Here is a 17,604-nt window from a genome sequence, read left to right as displayed (position 1 = left end):
GGGAATGGGGGGCGGGCAGGGCTGCCGGGTCCAGGCGGTCGGTGTGCGGCAGGGCGCAAGGGTGACGCTGGCCGGCAAGGTCGATCTCCAGCCGGCAGGCGTCCTTGTCCAGCAGGAAGGAGAACAGGCGGATCACCGGGTACACCGTCGGCCGGCCACCGACGATGCCGGTGAGCCCCGGGGCCATGCCGGTGGCGGCCTGGGCGATTTCCCGGGAGAACAGCACCAGAGCCGCCTTGTTCGGGTGGCGCACTGCCAGCTTGATCACCACCTCGCGGCTGTCCTGGCGCTGGCCGTGGGGGCCGTAGGTGGCCTCGCTGCCCAGCAGTTCGATATTCACTTCGCTGTAGGGCCCCCAGCCGCGCTGGGCGAACATCTCGCTGGTCTTGTCGATGATCGCCTGGCTGACCCGGTGCGCCTTGGCGACCGCGTCGATCCCGGCCATCAGGCAACTGGCGGTGCAGCGGAAGCCGTCCGGGTAGGTGGCGCTGACCTTGTACTGGTGGCTGGGGGGCAGGCCCCTGGCACCCTGTACATGAACCCTTTCCGGGCCCTGTTGCCGCAGTTCCACCTGAGAGAAATCGCACACCACATCCGGAAGCAGATAAGCCCTGGGGTTGCCAATTTCGTACAGCAGTTGTTCGCCCACCGTCAGCGGGCTCACCAGCCCTCCGGTACCGGGTGCCTTGCCGACCACAAACTGGCCGTCAGCGCCGACCTCGACGATGGGGAAGCCGATATGTTCGTAGTCCGGCACCTGGCGCCAGTCGGTGAAATTGCCGCCGGTGCACTGCGCGCCACATTCGATGATGTGCCCGGCCAGGGCGGCCTGGGCCAGGCGGTCGTAATCCTGCCAGGACCAGTTGAACTCGTGGACCAGGGCGGCGCTGACCACCGCGCTGTCGACGCCGCGGCCGGTGATCACGATATCCGCCCCCAGGCGCAGCGCTTCGACGATGCCGGGGGCACCGAGGTAGGCATTGGTGGAGACGCACATTGGCGGCAGGGGCGCGCCGCTGAACATCTCCACAATGGCGGCGTCGCTCAACTGCTTGAACTGCGGTTGCAGGTCGTCCCCCAGCAGCACGGCGATCTTCAGCGCCACCCCGGCCTGTTCGCAGGCGGCCTGCAAGGCACTGGCACAGGCCTGCGGGTTGACCCCGCCGGCGTTGCTGATGACCCGGATGCCCTGTTCGCGGATCGAGCCCAGCAAGGGTTTGAGCACCTCGACGAAATCCGTGGCGTAGCCCGCCGTCGGGTCCTTCATGCGCGCCCCGGCCATGATCGACAGGGTGATCTCTGCCAGATAGTCGAACACCAGGTAGTCCAGGCGGCCGCCTTGCACCAACTGCGCTGCGGCGCTGCTGGTGTCGCCCCAGAAGGCACTGGCGCAGCCGATTCTTACGGTCTTGGTCATGACAGGGCTCTCGAATGAAGAACTGCGAGGAGGCTACCAAGCAAGCGCTTGGTTTGTAAATACGTTGGCCTATTCTTCTGGCCAAGCGCTTGCTTGGTAACCGGCAGAGGCTTAAATTGCGCGCGCCGCGCCCGGATTTGCCGGGTTACGCTGAGCTATTGATGACGTGAAGGTAGGAGAACACCGGTGGACGAGCAAAAAGCCCTGCAGGTAGTACGCGAGCTGATCGCCAGTGGCCAGGTGACCGACCCCGAGAGCGCCCGGGGCAAGCTGCTGCAAACCGCAGCGCATCTGTTTCGCAACAAGGGTTACGAGCGCACCACCGTGCGTGACCTGGCCAGCGCGGTGGGCATCCAGTCGGGCAGCATCTTTCATCACTTCAAGAGCAAGGACGACATCCTGCGGGCGGTGATGCAGGAAACCATCCACTACAACACCGCCTTGATGCGCGCTGAACTGGCCGAGGCCGGCAGCGTGCGCGAACGGGTGCTGGCGCTGATCCGCTGTGAACTGCAGTCGATCATGGGCGGCAGCGGTGAAGCCATGGCAGTGCTGGTGTACGAGTGGCGCTCACTGTCCCCGGAAGGCCAGGCAGCCGTCCTGGCGCTGCGCGATATCTACGAACAGATCTGGCTGCAGGTGCTGGGGGAGGCCAAGGAGGCGGGGTTCATCAAGGGCGATGTGTTCATTACCCGGCGCTTTCTCACCGGCGCCCTGTCCTGGACCACCACCTGGTTTCGTGCCGAGGGCAGCATGACTCTGGAACAGCTGGCCCAGGAGGCCCTGCTGCTGGTGCTCAAGGATCATTGAGCGGCTGGCTAATTGTGCGTGGCAACGTTGTCGAAGTGGCTGAAAACGCCTAGCTTTAGCTCATTCATTTTCATTTCCTTGAGGTGTGTTGCCTTGATGTCCTTGCCGCTGCGGTCAGCCTTGCGAATGCTCTTGCTGGCGCTGGCAACACTTTGGGTCTGTCCGGCCTCCTCGGCGCAGCTGGTGCGGGTCGCGGCGGCGCATTTCCCGCCTTATACCGTCCGTCCAGAAACCGGTGCCGACACCGGTTTGCTGCCGCAACTGGTGGAAGCCCTCAACCAGTCCCAGAGCGACTATCAGTTCGTCCTGGTGCCCACCTCGATTCCCCGGCGTTTCCGCGATTTCGAGCAGGGTCGGGTGGACCTGGCGATCTTCGAGAACCCGGCCTGGGGCTGGCAGAACATTGCCCACACCAGTGTCGACATGGGCCTGGAAGACGCGGAAATTTTCGTCGCCCAGCGTCAGGGCGGGCGCCAGCAGGACTATTTCGCCAACCTGAAGGGCAAGCGCCTGGCTCTGTTCAGCGGTTATCACTACGCCTTCGCCCAGTTCAACGCCGACCCCAAGTTCCTGGCCGACACCTACAACGCCACCCTGACCTATTCCCACGACAGCAACCTGCTGATGGTCCTGCGGGGCAGGGCGGACATCGCCCTGGTGACCCGCTCCTACCTCAGCGACTTCCTGGCGCGCAATGCCGAGAGCACGGAGCAGTTGCTGGTTTCCGAACGCATCGATCAGGTCTACCACCATTACGCCCTGATCCGGCCCAAGGCGCCGATCACGGCCGAAGACTTTTCCGGGCTCCTGCAAAAACTGCGGGACAACGGCCAGATGCACAAGATCTTCGATCCCTATCGCATTGTGGTGATGAGCGTGCCCCACGCCTGACATCACGCAGCGACCGGCCCGGCCCGCGACGGGCTAAATTTCCGGCGGCGGCCCACGTCACTTGGTTGAATGCCCAACCGACGGTGAGCGCTGCCATGTCCCCTGTAGATCCGCTGAATGTTGCAGCCCTGCCCACTAGCCAGCTCACGGGAATCGATGAGGTCATCGCCCGCCAAAGGCTGTTCGAGTCTCTGCGGGGCCGGGGGCAGGCGCCCGTGCCGGTGGATGCCCAGGCAGCCGAGGCGGCGCGCCAGGATCGGCTGGCTTTCTGGCTGTCGGCCCAGGTACATGCCCTGTATCTGGACCCGCCAGGTGCGCAGCGGCCGGCGCCAGGCGCCCACGCGCCGCCCTGTGCTGCGCATGACCGTTGTCGGTTCTGCCAGCAGGAGTTCGATCTGTTGCATAAACGTGCAGCGTTACTGGTGCTTGGCCGCAGTGGCCTGCTTGAGGTGTAGGCACCCTTCAAGCCGGGTCATGCAGGGCGCCAGTCAGCGACGGGCGAAGGTATCGGGGCGGTTGCCCGAGACTTTGCGGCAATGCACCAGGGCATCGCGAATCATGAAGTTGACCAGGGTCGGCGATACCCCCAGCTCCTTGGCGATGTCCTTTTGCGGGACGCCATGCAGGCGGTACATCTCGAAGGCGTAGCGCGTGCGGCTGGGCAGCTCGGTCAGGGCTTCGGCGATGTTTTCCAGGGTGGAAAAGTTCATGTGGGAGGTTTCAGGTGAAGCGCCATGAATAACCACATTCAAGCCTTCCTCTTCAGTACCCGAGTACTTCTGTTCCAGCGCCTGCTTGCGGTAGTGGTCGATGGCCAGGTTGCGCACGATCTGGAACAGGTAACTGAGCTGGGCCTTGAACGAGGAGGTGATCTGCGGCGCCGACTGCAGGCGGAAAAACGCATCTTGAACCACGTCTTCAGCCCGGGATCGGCAGCCGGTAATGCGGGCTGCAATCTTCACCAGGATCAGACGGTTGTCGACAAAAGCCTGGAGTAACGGTGAATCGCACCTGCTTGTGGATACTTGTTCCGTCATGGAAATCACCTTGTTGCAAAGAGGTTAGTGGGACGTCAGAAAAATCTGACCCGTCCTACACATCGAGCGACAAATTAGGCTGAATGATAATGATTGTCAATTGAGAAAAAGAACTAATGCTCTCTGTCAGTGCAGATTGCGAACGGCTGCTCGTCAGTGGGCTGGATCAGGCCTTGAAGGGCAGGATGCGGACTAATTATTTCAAGACGTCATCCGTTCTCATTGGAGAAAGATTCCGGGTAGCAGACCCGGCCACGGCGCCCTCCGGATGCCCACGACTTTCTTATAACTATTTGATTTATAGATAGTTATTAAAGTTATGGGAGAGCAGGGCCCGCTCTCCATTGCAAGCACAATCCTGGCAGGAAACCCCATGACGGACGCGTTCGAACTCCCCAGCACCCTGGCCCAAGCCCTTCAACGCCGGGCAGTCCTGGCACCTGATCAAGTGGCGTTGCGCTTTCTCGCCGAAGAGCAGGATCAGAGCGTGGTCCTCAGTTACCGGGACCTGGACCTTCGTGCGCGCACCATTGCTGCGGCTCTGCAAGCCAACGCCGAATTCGGCGATCGCGCGGTATTGCTGTTTCCCAGCGGCCCGGACTACGTCGCGGCGTTCTTCGGTTGCCTGTACGCCGGGGTGATCGCGGTGCCGGCCTATCCGCCGGAATCCACCCGTCGTCATCACCAGGAGCGCCTGATTTCCATCATGGCCGACGCCGAGCCACGGTTGCTGCTGACCAGCGCCGGGCTGCGGGATTCACTGTTGCAGATGGACGAACTCAAGGCCCCAGGCGCGCCGCAACTGCTGTGTGTGGACACCCTGCAAGCCGGGCTGGCCGAAGACTGGCAGGCCGTGGCGCTGCAGGGCGACGACATCGCCTTCCTGCAATACACCTCGGGCTCCACCGCGCTGCCCAAGGGCGTGCAGGTCAGCCATGGCAACCTGGTGGCCAACGAACTGCTGATCCGTCGCGGCTTCGGTATCGACCTCAACCCGGACGACGTGATCGTCAGCTGGCTGCCGCTGTACCACGACATGGGCTTGATTGGCGGCCTGCTGCAACCGATTTTCAGCGGCGTGCCCTGTGTGCTGATGTCACCGGCCTACTTCCTGGCGCGGCCCGTACGCTGGCTGGAAGCGATCAGCGAATACGGCGGCACCATCAGCGGCGGCCCGGATTTCGCCTACCGCCTGTGCAGCGAACGGGTCAGCGAGTCGGCCCTGGAGCGCCTCGACCTCAGCGGCTGGCGCGTGGCCTATTCGGGGTCCGAGCCGATCCGCCTGGACACCCTGGAGCGTTTCGCCGAGAAGTTCAGCGCCTGCGGTTTCAGCCATGAAAACTTCCTCGCCTCCTATGGCCTGGCCGAAGCCACCCTGTTCGTGGCCGGTGGCGTGCGCGGCCAGGGCATCCCGGCCCTGCACCTGGACGACCAGGCCCTGGCGCAGAACCGCGCCGAGCCGGGGCAGGGCAGCGCGATGATGAGCTGCGGCTTCAGCCAGCCGGAACACGCCGTGCTGGTGATGGATCCGCAGCAACTGGGCGAATTGCCTGACAACCGTATTGGCGAAGTCTGGGCCGCCGGGCCGAGCATTGCCCATGGCTACTGGCGCAATCCTGAAGCCACCGCCAAGACCTTCGTCCAGCATGCCGGTCGTACCTGGTTGCGCACCGGTGACCTGGGCTTTATCCGCGATGGCGAGCTGTTCATCACCGGGCGCCTGAAGGACCTGCTGATCGTGCGCGGGCACAACCTCTACCCCCAGGACATCGAAAAGACCATCGAGCGCGAGGTGGAAGTGGTGCGCAAGGGCCGGGTGGCGGCGTTTGCGGTCACCGAGCAGGGCCAGGAAGGCATCGGCATCGCCGCGGAAATCAGCCGCAGCGTGCAGAAGATCCTGCCCCCCGAGGCGCTGATCAAGGCCATCCGCCAGGCGGTGGCCGAAGCCTGCCAGGAAGCGCCGAGCGTGGTGGTGCTGCTCAACCCCGGGGCCCTGCCGAAAACCTCCAGCGGCAAGTTGCAGCGTTCCGCCTGCCGCACCCGGTTGGCCGATGGCAGCCTGGATTACTACGCGCTGTTCCCGCAGGCCGGCAGCGCAACGGCTGACGCCGCAGACAGCGCCGGTGACGCGCTGCAAACCCTGATCGGGCGCATTTGGCAGGAGCAACTGCAATGCGCTTCAGTGGCCGCCGACGATCACTTCTTCCTCCTGGGGGGCAACTCGATTGCCGCTACCCAGGTGATCGCCCGCCTGCGTGAAGAGCTGGGGCTGGAACTGGGCTTGCGCCTGCTGTTCGAGGCTCCGACCCTGGGTGCCTTCAGCGCTGCCGTGGCGCGCCAGCAGCAGGACGGCGGCGTGGCCCAGGGCAGTATCAACGCCCTGTCGCGCCAGCAGCCGCTGCCCCAATCCCTGGCGCAGAACCGCCTGTGGATCACCTGGCAACTGGACCCGCAGAGCAGCGCCTACAACATTCCCGGCGGCCTGCGCTTGCGCGGCGAGCTGGACGAAGAGGCCCTGCGCGCCAGCTTCCAGCAACTGATCCAGCGCCACGAAGCGCTGCGCACGCGCTTCTTCGAGCGTGACGGCCAGGCCCTGCAACAGGTGGATGCCGCCGGCGAATTCAACCTGCAGGTGATCGATATCAGCGACCTGCCACCGGCCGAGCGTGAAGCCCGGGCGCGGCAGATCCGCGAAGACGAGGCCCGGACCCAGTTCGATCTGGAGAAGGGGCCGCTGTACTGGGCGACCCTGGTGCGCCTGGATGACGAAGAACACCAACTGCTGCTGACCCTGCACCACATCATCGCCGACGGCTGGTCGCTGAATGTGCTGATCGACGAGTTCTCGCGGCTCTATGCCGCCGCGGCCCAGGGCCAGAGCCTGGAGCTGGCGCCCCTGGCCCTGCAATACGCCGACTACGGCAGCTGGCAGCGCCAGTGGCTGGCCCAGGGCGAAGGCCAGCGCCAGCTGGACTACTGGAAACAGCAGTTGGCGGACGAAGCCCCGGTGTTGAACCTCGCCACCGACCACCCGCGTTCGGCCCAGGTCCGCCACAGCGCCGCGCGCCATGACCTGCGCCTGAGCGCGAGCCTCAGTGAAGCCGTGCGCCAGACCGCCCAGGCTCGGCAGGCCACGCCGTTCATGCTGTTGCTGGCGGCGTTCCAGACCCTGCTGCACCGCTACAGCGGGCAGGGCGATATCCGCATCGGTGTGCCCAACGCCAACCGCCCGCGCCTGGAGACCCAGGGCCTGCTGGGCTTTTTCATCAACACCCAGGTATTGCGCGGGCAGTTGGATTCGCGCCAGTCCTTCGCCGACCTGCTGCAGCAGACCCGCCGCACCGCCCTGGAGGCCCAGGCCCACCAGGACCTGCCTTTCGAACAATTGCTCGAAGCCTTCCCCGAAGCCCGTGAGCAGGGCCTGTTCCAGGTCATGTTCAACCACCAGCAGCGCGACCTCAGTGCCTTGCGCCGCCTGCCGGGGCTGCTGGCCGAAGAGCTGCCGTGGCACAGCCGCGAGGCCAAGTTCGACCTGCAACTGCACAGCGAAGAGGACCGCAACGGCCGCCTGAGCCTGGCCTTCGACTACGCCGACGAGCTGTTCGACGCGGCCAGCATCGAGCGTCTGGCCGGGCATTTCATCAGCCTGCTGGAGCATGCCTGCCTGCAACCGGACTGCGCCCTGGGCGACTTGCCGTTGCTCGGCAACGCCGAAGCGGCGCAACTGCAGCAATGGAGCGTGGCCCCCTGCGCGCCGGCCGAGCAGTGGCTGCCGGAGCGCCTGCACGAACAACTGCGCCAGAGCCCGGAACGCACCGCGCTGGTCTGGGACGGCGGGCAACTGGGCTTTGCCGAACTGCACGCCCAGGCCAACCGCCTGGCCCACTACCTGCGGGACAAGGGCGTCGGGCCGGACGTGTGCGTGGCCATCGCCGCCGAACGTTCGCCGCAACTGCTGATCGGCCTTCTGGCAATCATCAAGGCCGGTGGCGCCTACGTGCCCCTGGACCCGGACTACCCCGCCGAACGCCTGGCCTACATGCTCGGCGACAGCGGCGTGCAACTGCTGCTGACCCAGACCCATCTGCTGGGCCGGATGCCCGAAGCCCCGGGTGTCAGCGCCATCGCCATGGACAGCCTCAAGCTCGACAGCTGGCCGAGCCACGCGCCGGGCCTGCACCTGCACGGCGAACACCTGGCCTACGTGATCTACACCTCCGGTTCCACCGGCCAGCCCAAGGGCGTCGGCAACACCCATCGCGCGCTGATGGAGCGCCTGCAATGGATGCAGGACAGCTACCAGCTGCAAGCCGACGATGTGCTGATGCAAAAAGCCCCCATCAGCTTCGACGTGTCGGTGTGGGAGTGCTTCTGGCCGTTGATCACCGGCTGCCGCCTGCTGATCGCCGCCCCCGGCGAGCACCGCGATCCCCATCGCATCGCCCAGCTGGTGCAGGAGTACGGCGTCACCACGCTGCACTTCGTGCCGCCGCTGTTGCAGTTGTTCGTCGATGAGCCGCTGAGCGCCGAATGCCACAGCCTGCGCCGGGTGTTCTCCGGTGGCGAAGCCCTGCCGGCCGAGCTGCGCAATCGCCTATTGCAGCAGTTGCCCAACGCGCAACTGCACAACCGCTACGGCCCCACCGAAACCGCGATCAACGTCACCCATTGGCAGTGTTCGGTGGATGACGGCGAGCGCTCGCCCATTGGCCGGCCGCTGGGCAATGTGCTGTGCCGGGTGCTGGATGCCGAGCTCAATCTGATGCCCGCCGGGGTGCCCGGCGAGCTGTGCATCAGCGGCCAGGGCCTGGCCCGGGGTTACCTGGGACGCCCGGCGCTGACCGCCGAACGCTTTGTGGTCGACCCCCTGAGTGAGGAGGGCGCGCGCCTGTACCGCACCGGTGACCGCGTACGCTGGTGCGCCGACGGCGTGCTGGAATACCTCGGCCGCCTCGACCAGCAGGTCAAGCTGCGGGGCTTTCGGGTCGAGCCTCAGGAAATCGAAGCGCGGCTGCTGGCCCAGGACGGCGTGGCCCAGGCCGCGGTGCTGGTGCGGGACACCGTCGCCGGCCCGCAGTTGATCGGCTACTACACCGCCCAGGCCAGCGACGAAGATGAAACCGAGCAACGCGCTCGGCTGACAACCGCCCTGGCCGCCGAGCTGCCGGAGTACATGGTGCCGGCGCAACTGCTGCGCCTGGACGCCATGCCCCTGAGCCCCAGCGGCAAGCTGGATCGCCGGGCCCTGCCGGAGCCGCAATGGCAGGTGCGCGAGCACGTCGAACCGAGCACCGATCTGGAACGGCAGATCGCCCAGATCTGGCGCGAAGTGCTGGGTCAGCCACGGATCGGCCTCAAGGATGACTTCTTCGCCCTGGGCGGGCATTCGCTGCTGGCGACCCAGATCATTTCCCGCACCCGCCAGGCCTGCGACGTCGAACTGCCGCTGCGGGCGCTGTTCGAAGCCAGCGAACTGGGGGCCTTTGCCGAGCAGGTGCTGCTGATCCAGGAGTCCGGCGCGCGCAACCAGCAACCGCCGATTGCCCGGGTAGACCGCAGCCAGCCGGTGCCGCTGTCCTATTCCCAGCAGCGCATGTGGTTCCTCTGGCAGATGGAGCCCGACAGCCCGGCCTACAACGTCGGTGGCATGGCGCGGCTGTCTGGCGTGCTCGACGTGGGCCGCTTCGAGGCCGCGCTGCAAGCGCTGATCCTGCGTCACGAAACCCTGCGCACCACCTTCCCCAGCGTCAATGGCGTGGCCCACCAGCAGGTGCATGCCGACACCGGCCTGCGCATGGCCTGGAAGGACTTCTCGGCCCTGGCCCCGGATGCCCGGCAGCAGCGCCTGCAACAATTGGCGGACAGCGAAGCGCATCAACCCTTCGACCTGGAGACCGGCCCCTTGCTGCGCGCCTGCCTGGTCAAGGCCGGCGAGCAGGAGCATTACTTCGTCCTGACCCTGCACCACATCGTCACCGAAGGCTGGGCCATGGACATCTTCGCCCGCGAGCTGGGCGCGCTGTACGAAGCCTTCCTCGACGACCGCGAATCGCCCCTGGAACCCTTGCCGGTGCAGTACCTGGACTACAGCGTGTGGCAGCGCCAGTGGCTGGAATCCGGCGAGCGCCAGCGCCAGCTGGACTACTGGACCGGGCAACTGGGCCGCGAACACCCCTTGCTGGAGCTGCCCAGCGACCGGCCACGGCCCGCGGTGCAAAGCCACCAGGGCGAGCTGTACCGCTTCGACTTGAGCGACGAACTGGCGGCCCGGGTGCGCGCCTTCAATGCCGAGCACGGCCTGACCCTGTTCATGACCATGACCGCCGCGTTGTCGCTGCTGCTCTATCGCTACAGCGGCCAGAGCGACCTGCGCATCGGCGCGCCGGTGGCCAACCGCATCCGCCCGGAAAGCGAAGGGCTGATTGGCGCCTTTCTCAACACCCAGGTGCTGCGTTGCCAGCTCGACGGGCAGATGAGCGTCGGCCAGTTGCTGGAGCAGGTACGCCACACCGTGATCGAGGGCCAGTCACACCAGGACCTGCCGTTCGATCATCTGGTGGAAGCCTTGCAACCGCCGCGCAGCACCGCCTACAACCCGCTGTTCCAGGTGATGTGCAACGTCCAGCGCTGGGAATTCCAGCAAAGCCGGCAACTGGCGGGCATGACCGTGGAATACCTGGTCAACGATGCCCGGGCCACCAAGTTCGACCTCAACCTGGAAGTCACCGACCTGGACCAGCGCCTGGGCTGTTGCCTGACCTACAGCACCGACCTGTTCGACGAGCCGCGCATTGCGCGCATGGCCGGCCATTGGCGCAATCTGCTGCAGGCCCTGATCGACGACCCGCAACGGCGTCTGTGCGAATTGCCCCTGCTGCAGGCCGATGAACAGCAGCACCTGCTGGACAGTTTGAGCGTCGAGCCCGGCGAGCAACGTCTGGACCAGTGCATCCACCACCTGTTCAGCGAACAGGCCCTGGCCCGCAAGGACGCCCCGGCCCTGACCTTCGCCGGGCAGACCCTGAGCTACAGCGAGCTGGACAGCCGCGCCAACCGCCTGGCCTGGATGCTTCGTGAGCGTGGCGTGGGCCCGCAGGTGCGAGTCGGCCTGGCCCTGGAGCGTTCCCTGGAAATGGTCGTCGGCCTGCTGGCGATTCTCAAGGCCGGCGGCGCCTACGTGCCCCTGGACCCGGAATACCCCCTGGACCGCCTGCACTACATGATCGAAGACAGCGGCATCGGCCTGCTGCTCAGCGATGCGCGGATGTTCGCCGCCCTGGGCGAGCTGCCGGCCGGAGTCGGCCGCTGGTGCCTGGAAGAGGACGGTGCGCTGCTGGCCGACTACCCGGCCAGCGAGTTGCCCTTCATCAGCCTGCCCCAGCATCAGGCGTATCTGATCTACACCTCCGGTTCCACCGGCCAGCCCAAGGGCGTGGTGGTGTCCCACGGGGAAATCGCCATGCACTGCCAGGCGGTGATCCGCCGCTTCGGCATGCGCCCGGACGACTGCGAGCTGCACTTCTATTCCATCAACTTCGACGCCGCCACCGAGCGCTTGCTGGTGCCGCTGCTCAGCGGCGCCCAGGTGGTACTGCGGGCCCAGGGCCAGTGGGACGCCGAAGAGATCTGCCAACTGATCCGTCAGCACCGCATCAGCATCCTCGGTTTCACCCCCAGCTACGGCAGCCAGTTGGCCCAGCATCTGGCGACCCAGCAGCAGACCCTGCCGGTGCGCATGTGCATCACCGGCGGCGAGGCCCTGACCGGCGAACACCTGCAGCGCATCCGTGCGGCCTTCCAGCCGAACCTGTTCTTCAACGCCTACGGCCCCACCGAAACCGTGGTCATGCCCCTAGCCAGCCTGGCGCCGCAGCAGTTGGCCGAAGGCGTGGCCAGCGTACCCATCGGCAGCATCGTCGGGGCCCGGGTGGCCTATATCCTCGATGCCGATCTGGCGCTGGTGCCCCAAGGGGCGACCGGTGAGCTGTATGTCGGCGGCGCCGGTCTGGCCCAGGGTTATCACCGTCGTCCGGGGATGAGTGCCGAGCGTTTTGTCGCCGATCCGTTCGCCACCGATGGCGGGCGCCTGTACCGCACCGGGGACCTGGTGCGCCAGTGCGCCGACGGCCAGGTGGAATACATCGGCCGGGTGGACCATCAGGTGAAGATTCGCGGTTTCCGCATTGAACTGGGGGAGATCGAAACCCGTCTGCTGGATCATCCGGCCGTGCGTGAAACGGTGGTGCTGGCTCTCGACACCCCGGCCGGCAAGCAGCTGGCTGGTTACCTGGTGACCGAGGTGGCCGAGCGCAACGAGGTGCAGCAGGCCAACCTGCGTGAAGCCCTCAAGCAGCAACTGAAAACCCAGTTGCCGGACTACATGGTGCCGACCCACCTGATCCTCCTGGCCAGCATGCCGTTGACCGCCAACGGCAAGCTCGATCGCCGAGCCCTGCCGATGCCCGATCCGGAGCTCAATCGCCAGCAGTACGTGGCGCCGAGCAATGAGCTGGAACAGACCCTGGCCGGGGTCTGGGGCGAAGTGCTGAACGTGCAGCAAGTGGGCCTCAACGACAACTTCTTCGAACTGGGGGGCGACTCGATCCTGTCGATCCAGGTGGTCAGCCGTGCCCGCCAGTTGGGGATTCACTTCACCCCGCGGGACCTGTTCCAGCACCAGACGGTGCAAACCCTGGCGCGGGTTGCCAGCCACACTCAGCGCGTTAGCGCCGAGCAGGGTCAGCTCAGTGGCGAAGCGCCACTGACGCCGATCCAGCACTGGTTCTTCGACAGCCGCATTCCCCAGCCGCAGCACTGGAACCAGGCCTTGTTGCTGGAACCGCTGGGCACCCTGGATGCGTCGTTGCTGGAGCAAGCGCTGCTGGCGGTGCTGGAGCAACACGACGCCCTGCGCCTGCGTTTCTCTCAGGCAGGCGGGCAGGCAGGCGGGCAGTGGCGCGCCGAGTACCTGCCGTTGTCCGATGCTCCCTTATTGTGGCAGGTGCGGGTGCCGTCCATGGCCACCTGCGAGGCACTGTTCGCCGATGCCCAGCGCAGCCTCGACCTGGAACACGGGCCGCTGCTGCGGGCGGTGCTGGTGGACGGCCCTGAAGGCGAGCAACGCCTGTTGCTGGCCATCCACCACCTGGTGGTGGACGGTGTGTCCTGGCGCGTGCTGCTGGAAGATCTGCAAAACGCCTATCGTCAGTTGCAAGCCGGGCAGGCCCTGAAGCTGCCGGCCAAGACCAGTGCCCTGCGGGACTGGTCGAGCCGCCTGCAAGCCTATGCCGGCAGCGAGTCCCTGCGTGAAGAGCTCGGCTGGTGGCAGCAGCAATTGGCCGGCCCGGCCGCGCAACTGCCGGGGCTCAAGGCCACTGGCAGCCAGCAGCATCAACAGGCTCAAAGCCACAGCGTGACCCTGGATGCCGAGCGCACCCGTCAGTTGCTGCAACAGGCTCCAGCGGCCTACCGCACCCAGGTCAACGACCTGCTGCTGACCGCCCTGGCCCGGGTGCTGTGTCGCTGGAGCGGGCAGCCTTCGGCCCTGGTGCAACTGGAAGGCCACGGCCGCGAGGCGCTGTTTGACGAGATCGACCTGACTCGCACCGTGGGTTGGTTCACCAGCGCCTATCCGCTGCGCCTGACGCCGTTGCAGGTGGAAGAAGCGGCCGGGCAGGGCGCCTCGATCAAGGCCATCAAGGAACAACTGCGGGCCGTGCCGCACAAGGGCCTGGGTTACGGCGTGCTGCGCTACCTGGCGGATGAAAGCTGCCGCGAGGCCCTGGCGGCGCTGCCGCTGGCGCCGGTGACCTTCAACTACCTGGGGCAGTTCGACCAGAGTTTCGGTACCGATGCACTGTTGCGCCCGTTGGATGAATCCGTCGGCCCGGCCCATGCACCGGAAGCACCGTTGCCCAACGAACTGAGCATCGACAGCCAGGTGTATGGCGGCGAGCTGGTGCTGCGCTGGACCTACAGCAGCGAACGTTTCGACGCCGAGCTGATCAGCGAGCTGGCGGGCGCCTACCTGGGCGAGCTGCACAGCCTGATCGGCCATTGCCTGAAGGACGATGCCGGTGGCCTGACGCCGTCCGACTTCCCCCTGGCGCGCCTGACCCAGGCCCAGCTCGATGGCCTGCCGGTACCGGCGGCGCAGATCGAAGACGTCTACCCGCTGACCCCGATGCAGGAGGGCATGCTGTTGCACACCCTGCTGGAGCCGGGCACCGGCCTGTATTACATGCAGGACCGCTACCGCATCAACAGCGAACTGGACCCGGAGCGTTTCGCCCAGGCCTGGCAGGCGGTGGTGGCGCGCCACGAAGCCTTGCGCGCGTCTTTTTGCTGGAACGTCGGCGAAGACATGCTGCAAGTTATCCACAAGCCGGGCCGCACCCCGATCGAGTTTCTCGACTGGAGCGCGGTGCCCGAGGCCGAGCAGGAAGCCAAGCTGCAAGCCCTGCACAAACAGGAGCGTGAGGCCGGTTTCGATCTGCTCAACCAGGCGCCGTTCCACCTGCGGCTGATCCGCGTTGGTGCGGCCCGTTACTGGTTCATGATGAGCAACCACCACATCCTCATCGATGCCTGGTGCCGCTCGCTGCTGATGAACGACTTCTTCGAGATCTACACCGCCCTCGGTGAAGGTCGCGAGGCGCAACTGGCGGTGCCACCGCGTTACCGCGACTACATCGGCTGGCTGCAACACCAGAGCCTGTCCGAGGCGCGGCAGTGGTGGCGGCAGAACCTTGAGGGCTTTGAACGCACCACGCCGATCCCCAGCGACCGGCCGTTCCTGCGTGAACACGCCGGTGACAGCGGCGGCATGATCGTCGGCGACTGTTACACCCGCCTCGATGCCCGGGACGGCGCGCAACTGCGGGAACTGGCGCAGCAGCACCAGCTGACCGTCAACACCTTCGCCCAGGCGGCCTGGGCCCTGGTGCTGCGGCGCATGAGCGGCGATCGCGACGTACTGTTCGGCGTTACCGTGGCCGGGCGCCCGGTGGAAATGCCGGAGATGCAACGCACCGTCGGCCTGTTCATCAACAGCATCGCCCTGCGGGTCAAGCTGCCCCAGGACGGTGAGCGCTGCAGTGTGCGCCAGTGGCTCAGCGGCTTGCTCGACAGCAACATGCAGCTGCGCGAATACGAGTACCTGCCGCTGGTGGCGATCCAGGAAACCAGCGAACTGCCCAAGGGCCAGCCGCTGTTCGACAGCCTGTTCGTGTTCGAGAACGCGCCGGTGGAAGTCTCGGTGCTGGACCGTGCCCAGAGCCTGAACGCCAGTTCGGATTCCGGCCGTACCCACACCAACTTCCCGATCACCGCGGTGTGCTACCCGGGGGATGACCTGGGCCTGCACCTGTCCTACGACCAGCGCTACTTCGAGCAGGCGACCATCGAGCGCATGCTCGGCGAGTTCAAGCGCCTGCTGCTGGCGCTGATGCAGGGCTTTCATGGCGACATGGCCGAACTGCCGCTGCTGGGTGAAGAGGAGCAGGACTTCCTGCTGGCCGGCTGCAACCAGAGCGAGCATGAGTACCCGCTGGAGCGCAGCTACGTGGAACTGTTCGAGGCCCAGGTGGCGGCCCATTCGCAACGCATCGCCGCCAGTTGCCTGGACCGGCGCTACAGCTATGCCGAGTTGAACTGCTGCAGCAACCGCCTGGGCCACGCCCTGGTTGCCAACGGCGTAGGCTTTGATCAGCCGGTGGCCCTGCTGGCCGAGCGCGGCCTGGAACTCTTGGGCATGATCATCGGCAGCTTCAAGGCCGGGGCCGGCTACCTGCCCCTGGACCCGGGCCTGCCGGGCCAGCGCCTGGGCCGTATCATCGAGCTCAGCCGCACGCCGATCCTGGTGTGCAGCGCGGCCTGCCGCGAACAGGCCCAGGCCCTGCTGGACGAGTTCGGCTGTGCCGGGCGTCCGCGGCTGCTGGTCTGGGAAGAGCTGCAAGCCGCCGGGCATGCCGAGCACAACCCGGGCCGCTACAGCGCGCCGGACAACCTGGCCTACGTGATCTACACCTCCGGTTCCACCGGCCTGCCCAAGGGCGTGATGGTGGAGCAGCGCGGCATGCTCAACAACCAGTTGAGCAAGGTGCCGTACCTGCAACTGAGTGAGGCCGACGTGATCGCCCAGACCGCGTCCCAGAGCTTCGACATTTCGGTCTGGCAGTTCCTTGCCGCACCGCTGTTCGGCGCTCGGGTGGACATCGTGCCCAACACCATCGCCCACGATCCCCAGGGCCTGTTGGCTCACGTCCAGGAGCAGGGCATCACGGTGCTGGAGAGCGTGCCGTCGCTGATCCAGGGCATGCTCGCCCAGGACGCCATCGCCCTCGATGGCCTGCGCTGGATGCTGCCCACCGGCGAGGCCATGCCGCCCGAGCTGGCGCACCAGTGGCTGCTGCGTTATCCACAGATCGGCCTGGTCAACGCCTACGGCCCGGCGGAGTGCTCCGATGACGTGGCCTTCTTCCGTGTCGATATGGCTTCGACCCGGGGCGCCTACCTGCCCATCGGTACGCCCACCGACAACAACCGGCTGTACCTGATGGACGAAGCCCAGGAGCTGGTTCCCCTGGGCGCCGTCGGCGAGTTGTGCGTGGCCGGCACCGGTGTTGGCCGTGGCTACGTCAGCGACCCGTTGCGTACCGCGCTGGCCTTCGTGCCCCATCCGTTCGGTGCTGCGGGCGAACGCCTGTACCGCACCGGCGACCTGGCGCGCCGGCGCAGCGACGGCGTATTGGAATACGTCGGCCGGATCGACCATCAGGTGAAGATCCGTGGCTATCGCATCGAACTGGGCGAGATCGAAGCGCGCCTGCATGAACAGCCGGAATTGCGCGATGCCGCCGTGGGGGTGCAGGAAGGGGTCAACGGCAAGCATCTGGTGGGGTATCTGGTCGCCGGTGACTCAAGCCTGAGCCCGAGCGAACGCCTGGAGCGGATCAAACCGCGGCTGCGTGCCGAACTGCCGGAATACATGGTGCCGCTGCACTGGCTGTGGCTGGAGCGCCTGCCGCTCAACGCCAACGGCAAGCTCGATCGCAAGGCCCTTCCGGCCCTGGAAATCGGCCAGCTGCAGAGCCAGGACTATCAAGCGCCGGGCAATGAACTGGAGCAAACCCTGGCGGACATCTGGGCCGAGGTGCTCAAGGTCGAACGGGTGGGGGTACGCGACAACTTCTTCGAGTTGGGCGGGCATTCCCTGCTGGCGACCCAGATCGCTTCACGGGTACAGAAGACCCTGCAACGCAACGTGCCGCTGCGAGCCATGTTCGAATGCAGCACGGTGCAGGAGCTGGCCGCGTACATCGACGGTTTGGCCGGGAGTGAGATCAGCGAGGAGAAGGTCGACCGGCTGAGTGATCTGATGGCCGAGCTGGAGGGGCTGTGATCGACGGATGAGCGGTGGGGCGTTGTTCGCGCAGCAGGAGGACCGAC

6 protein-coding genes are annotated in these 17,604 nt (G+C 66.0%); 4 read left to right on the top strand and 2 right to left on the bottom strand.

All coding sequences use genetic code 11. The annotated features are described in order from the left end of the window. On the bottom strand, window positions 1–1,417 hold a 1,417-nt coding region (locus ACUXVH_RS29630), incomplete at its 3' end, for an acyclic terpene utilization AtuA family protein (RefSeq protein ID WP_183001572.1). 186 nt (window positions 1,418–1,603) lie between these two features. Between ACUXVH_RS29630 and ACUXVH_RS29625 the strand changes: the two genes are divergently transcribed. The 3 genes from ACUXVH_RS29625 (at window position 1,604) to ACUXVH_RS29615 (ending at window position 3,573) form a co-directional block, all read left to right on the top strand. After that, window positions 1,604–2,227 carry a TetR/AcrR family transcriptional regulator gene (locus ACUXVH_RS29625; RefSeq protein ID WP_015636493.1) on the top strand — a complete coding sequence of 208 codons (624 nt, stop codon included), beginning with the start codon at window positions 1,604–1,606 and terminating at the stop codon, window positions 2,225–2,227. Window positions 2,228–2,323: 96 nt separating this feature from the next. Then, a complete protein-coding gene (locus ACUXVH_RS29620; protein ID WP_019095084.1) occupies window positions 2,324–3,118 on the top strand; it encodes a substrate-binding periplasmic protein in 795 nt (264 codons plus the stop codon). 95 nt (window positions 3,119–3,213) lie between these two features. Further along, window positions 3,214–3,573 (top strand): hypothetical protein, encoded by a 360-nt coding sequence (locus ACUXVH_RS29615; protein ID WP_041774396.1) that lies wholly within the window; start codon window positions 3,214–3,216, stop codon window positions 3,571–3,573. Window positions 3,574–3,606: 33 nt separating this feature from the next. Here ACUXVH_RS29615 and ACUXVH_RS29610 read toward each other — a convergent pair whose 3' ends face one another. Continuing rightward, the gene (locus tag ACUXVH_RS29610; protein WP_011062465.1) at window positions 3,607–4,155 is read right to left on the bottom strand and encodes an RNA polymerase factor sigma-70; all 549 of its coding nucleotides are present in this window, start codon (window positions 4,153–4,155) and stop codon (window positions 3,607–3,609) included. A gap of 373 nt (window positions 4,156–4,528) precedes the next feature. On the opposite strand from ACUXVH_RS29610, the gene ACUXVH_RS29605 reads away from it, so the two are divergent. After that, window positions 4,529–17,557, top strand: coding sequence for a non-ribosomal peptide synthetase (locus ACUXVH_RS29605; protein WP_065365495.1), 13,029 nt, complete (start codon window positions 4,529–4,531; stop codon window positions 17,555–17,557). Window positions 17,558–17,604 lie beyond the last annotated feature (47 nt).

It is taken from the genome of Pseudomonas sp. 8(2025) (assembly GCF_052665325.1).
This window is presented reverse-complemented; position numbering and strand designations above follow the sequence as displayed.

Bases quoted from the DNA above. Each gene is read 5' to 3' on its own strand.
- ACUXVH_RS29610 (WP_011062465.1), bottom strand. From the start codon at position 4,155: ATGACGGAACAAGTATCCACAAGCAGGTGCGATTCACCGTTACTCCAG.
- ACUXVH_RS29620 (WP_019095084.1), top strand. From the start codon at position 2,324: ATGTCCTTGCCGCTGCGGTCAGCCTTGCGAATGCTCTTGCTGGCGCTG.
- ACUXVH_RS29615 (WP_041774396.1), top strand. From the start codon at position 3,214: ATGTCCCCTGTAGATCCGCTGAATGTTGCAGCCCTGCCCACTAGCCAG.
- ACUXVH_RS29605 (WP_065365495.1), top strand. From the start codon at position 4,529: ATGACGGACGCGTTCGAACTCCCCAGCACCCTGGCCCAAGCCCTTCAA.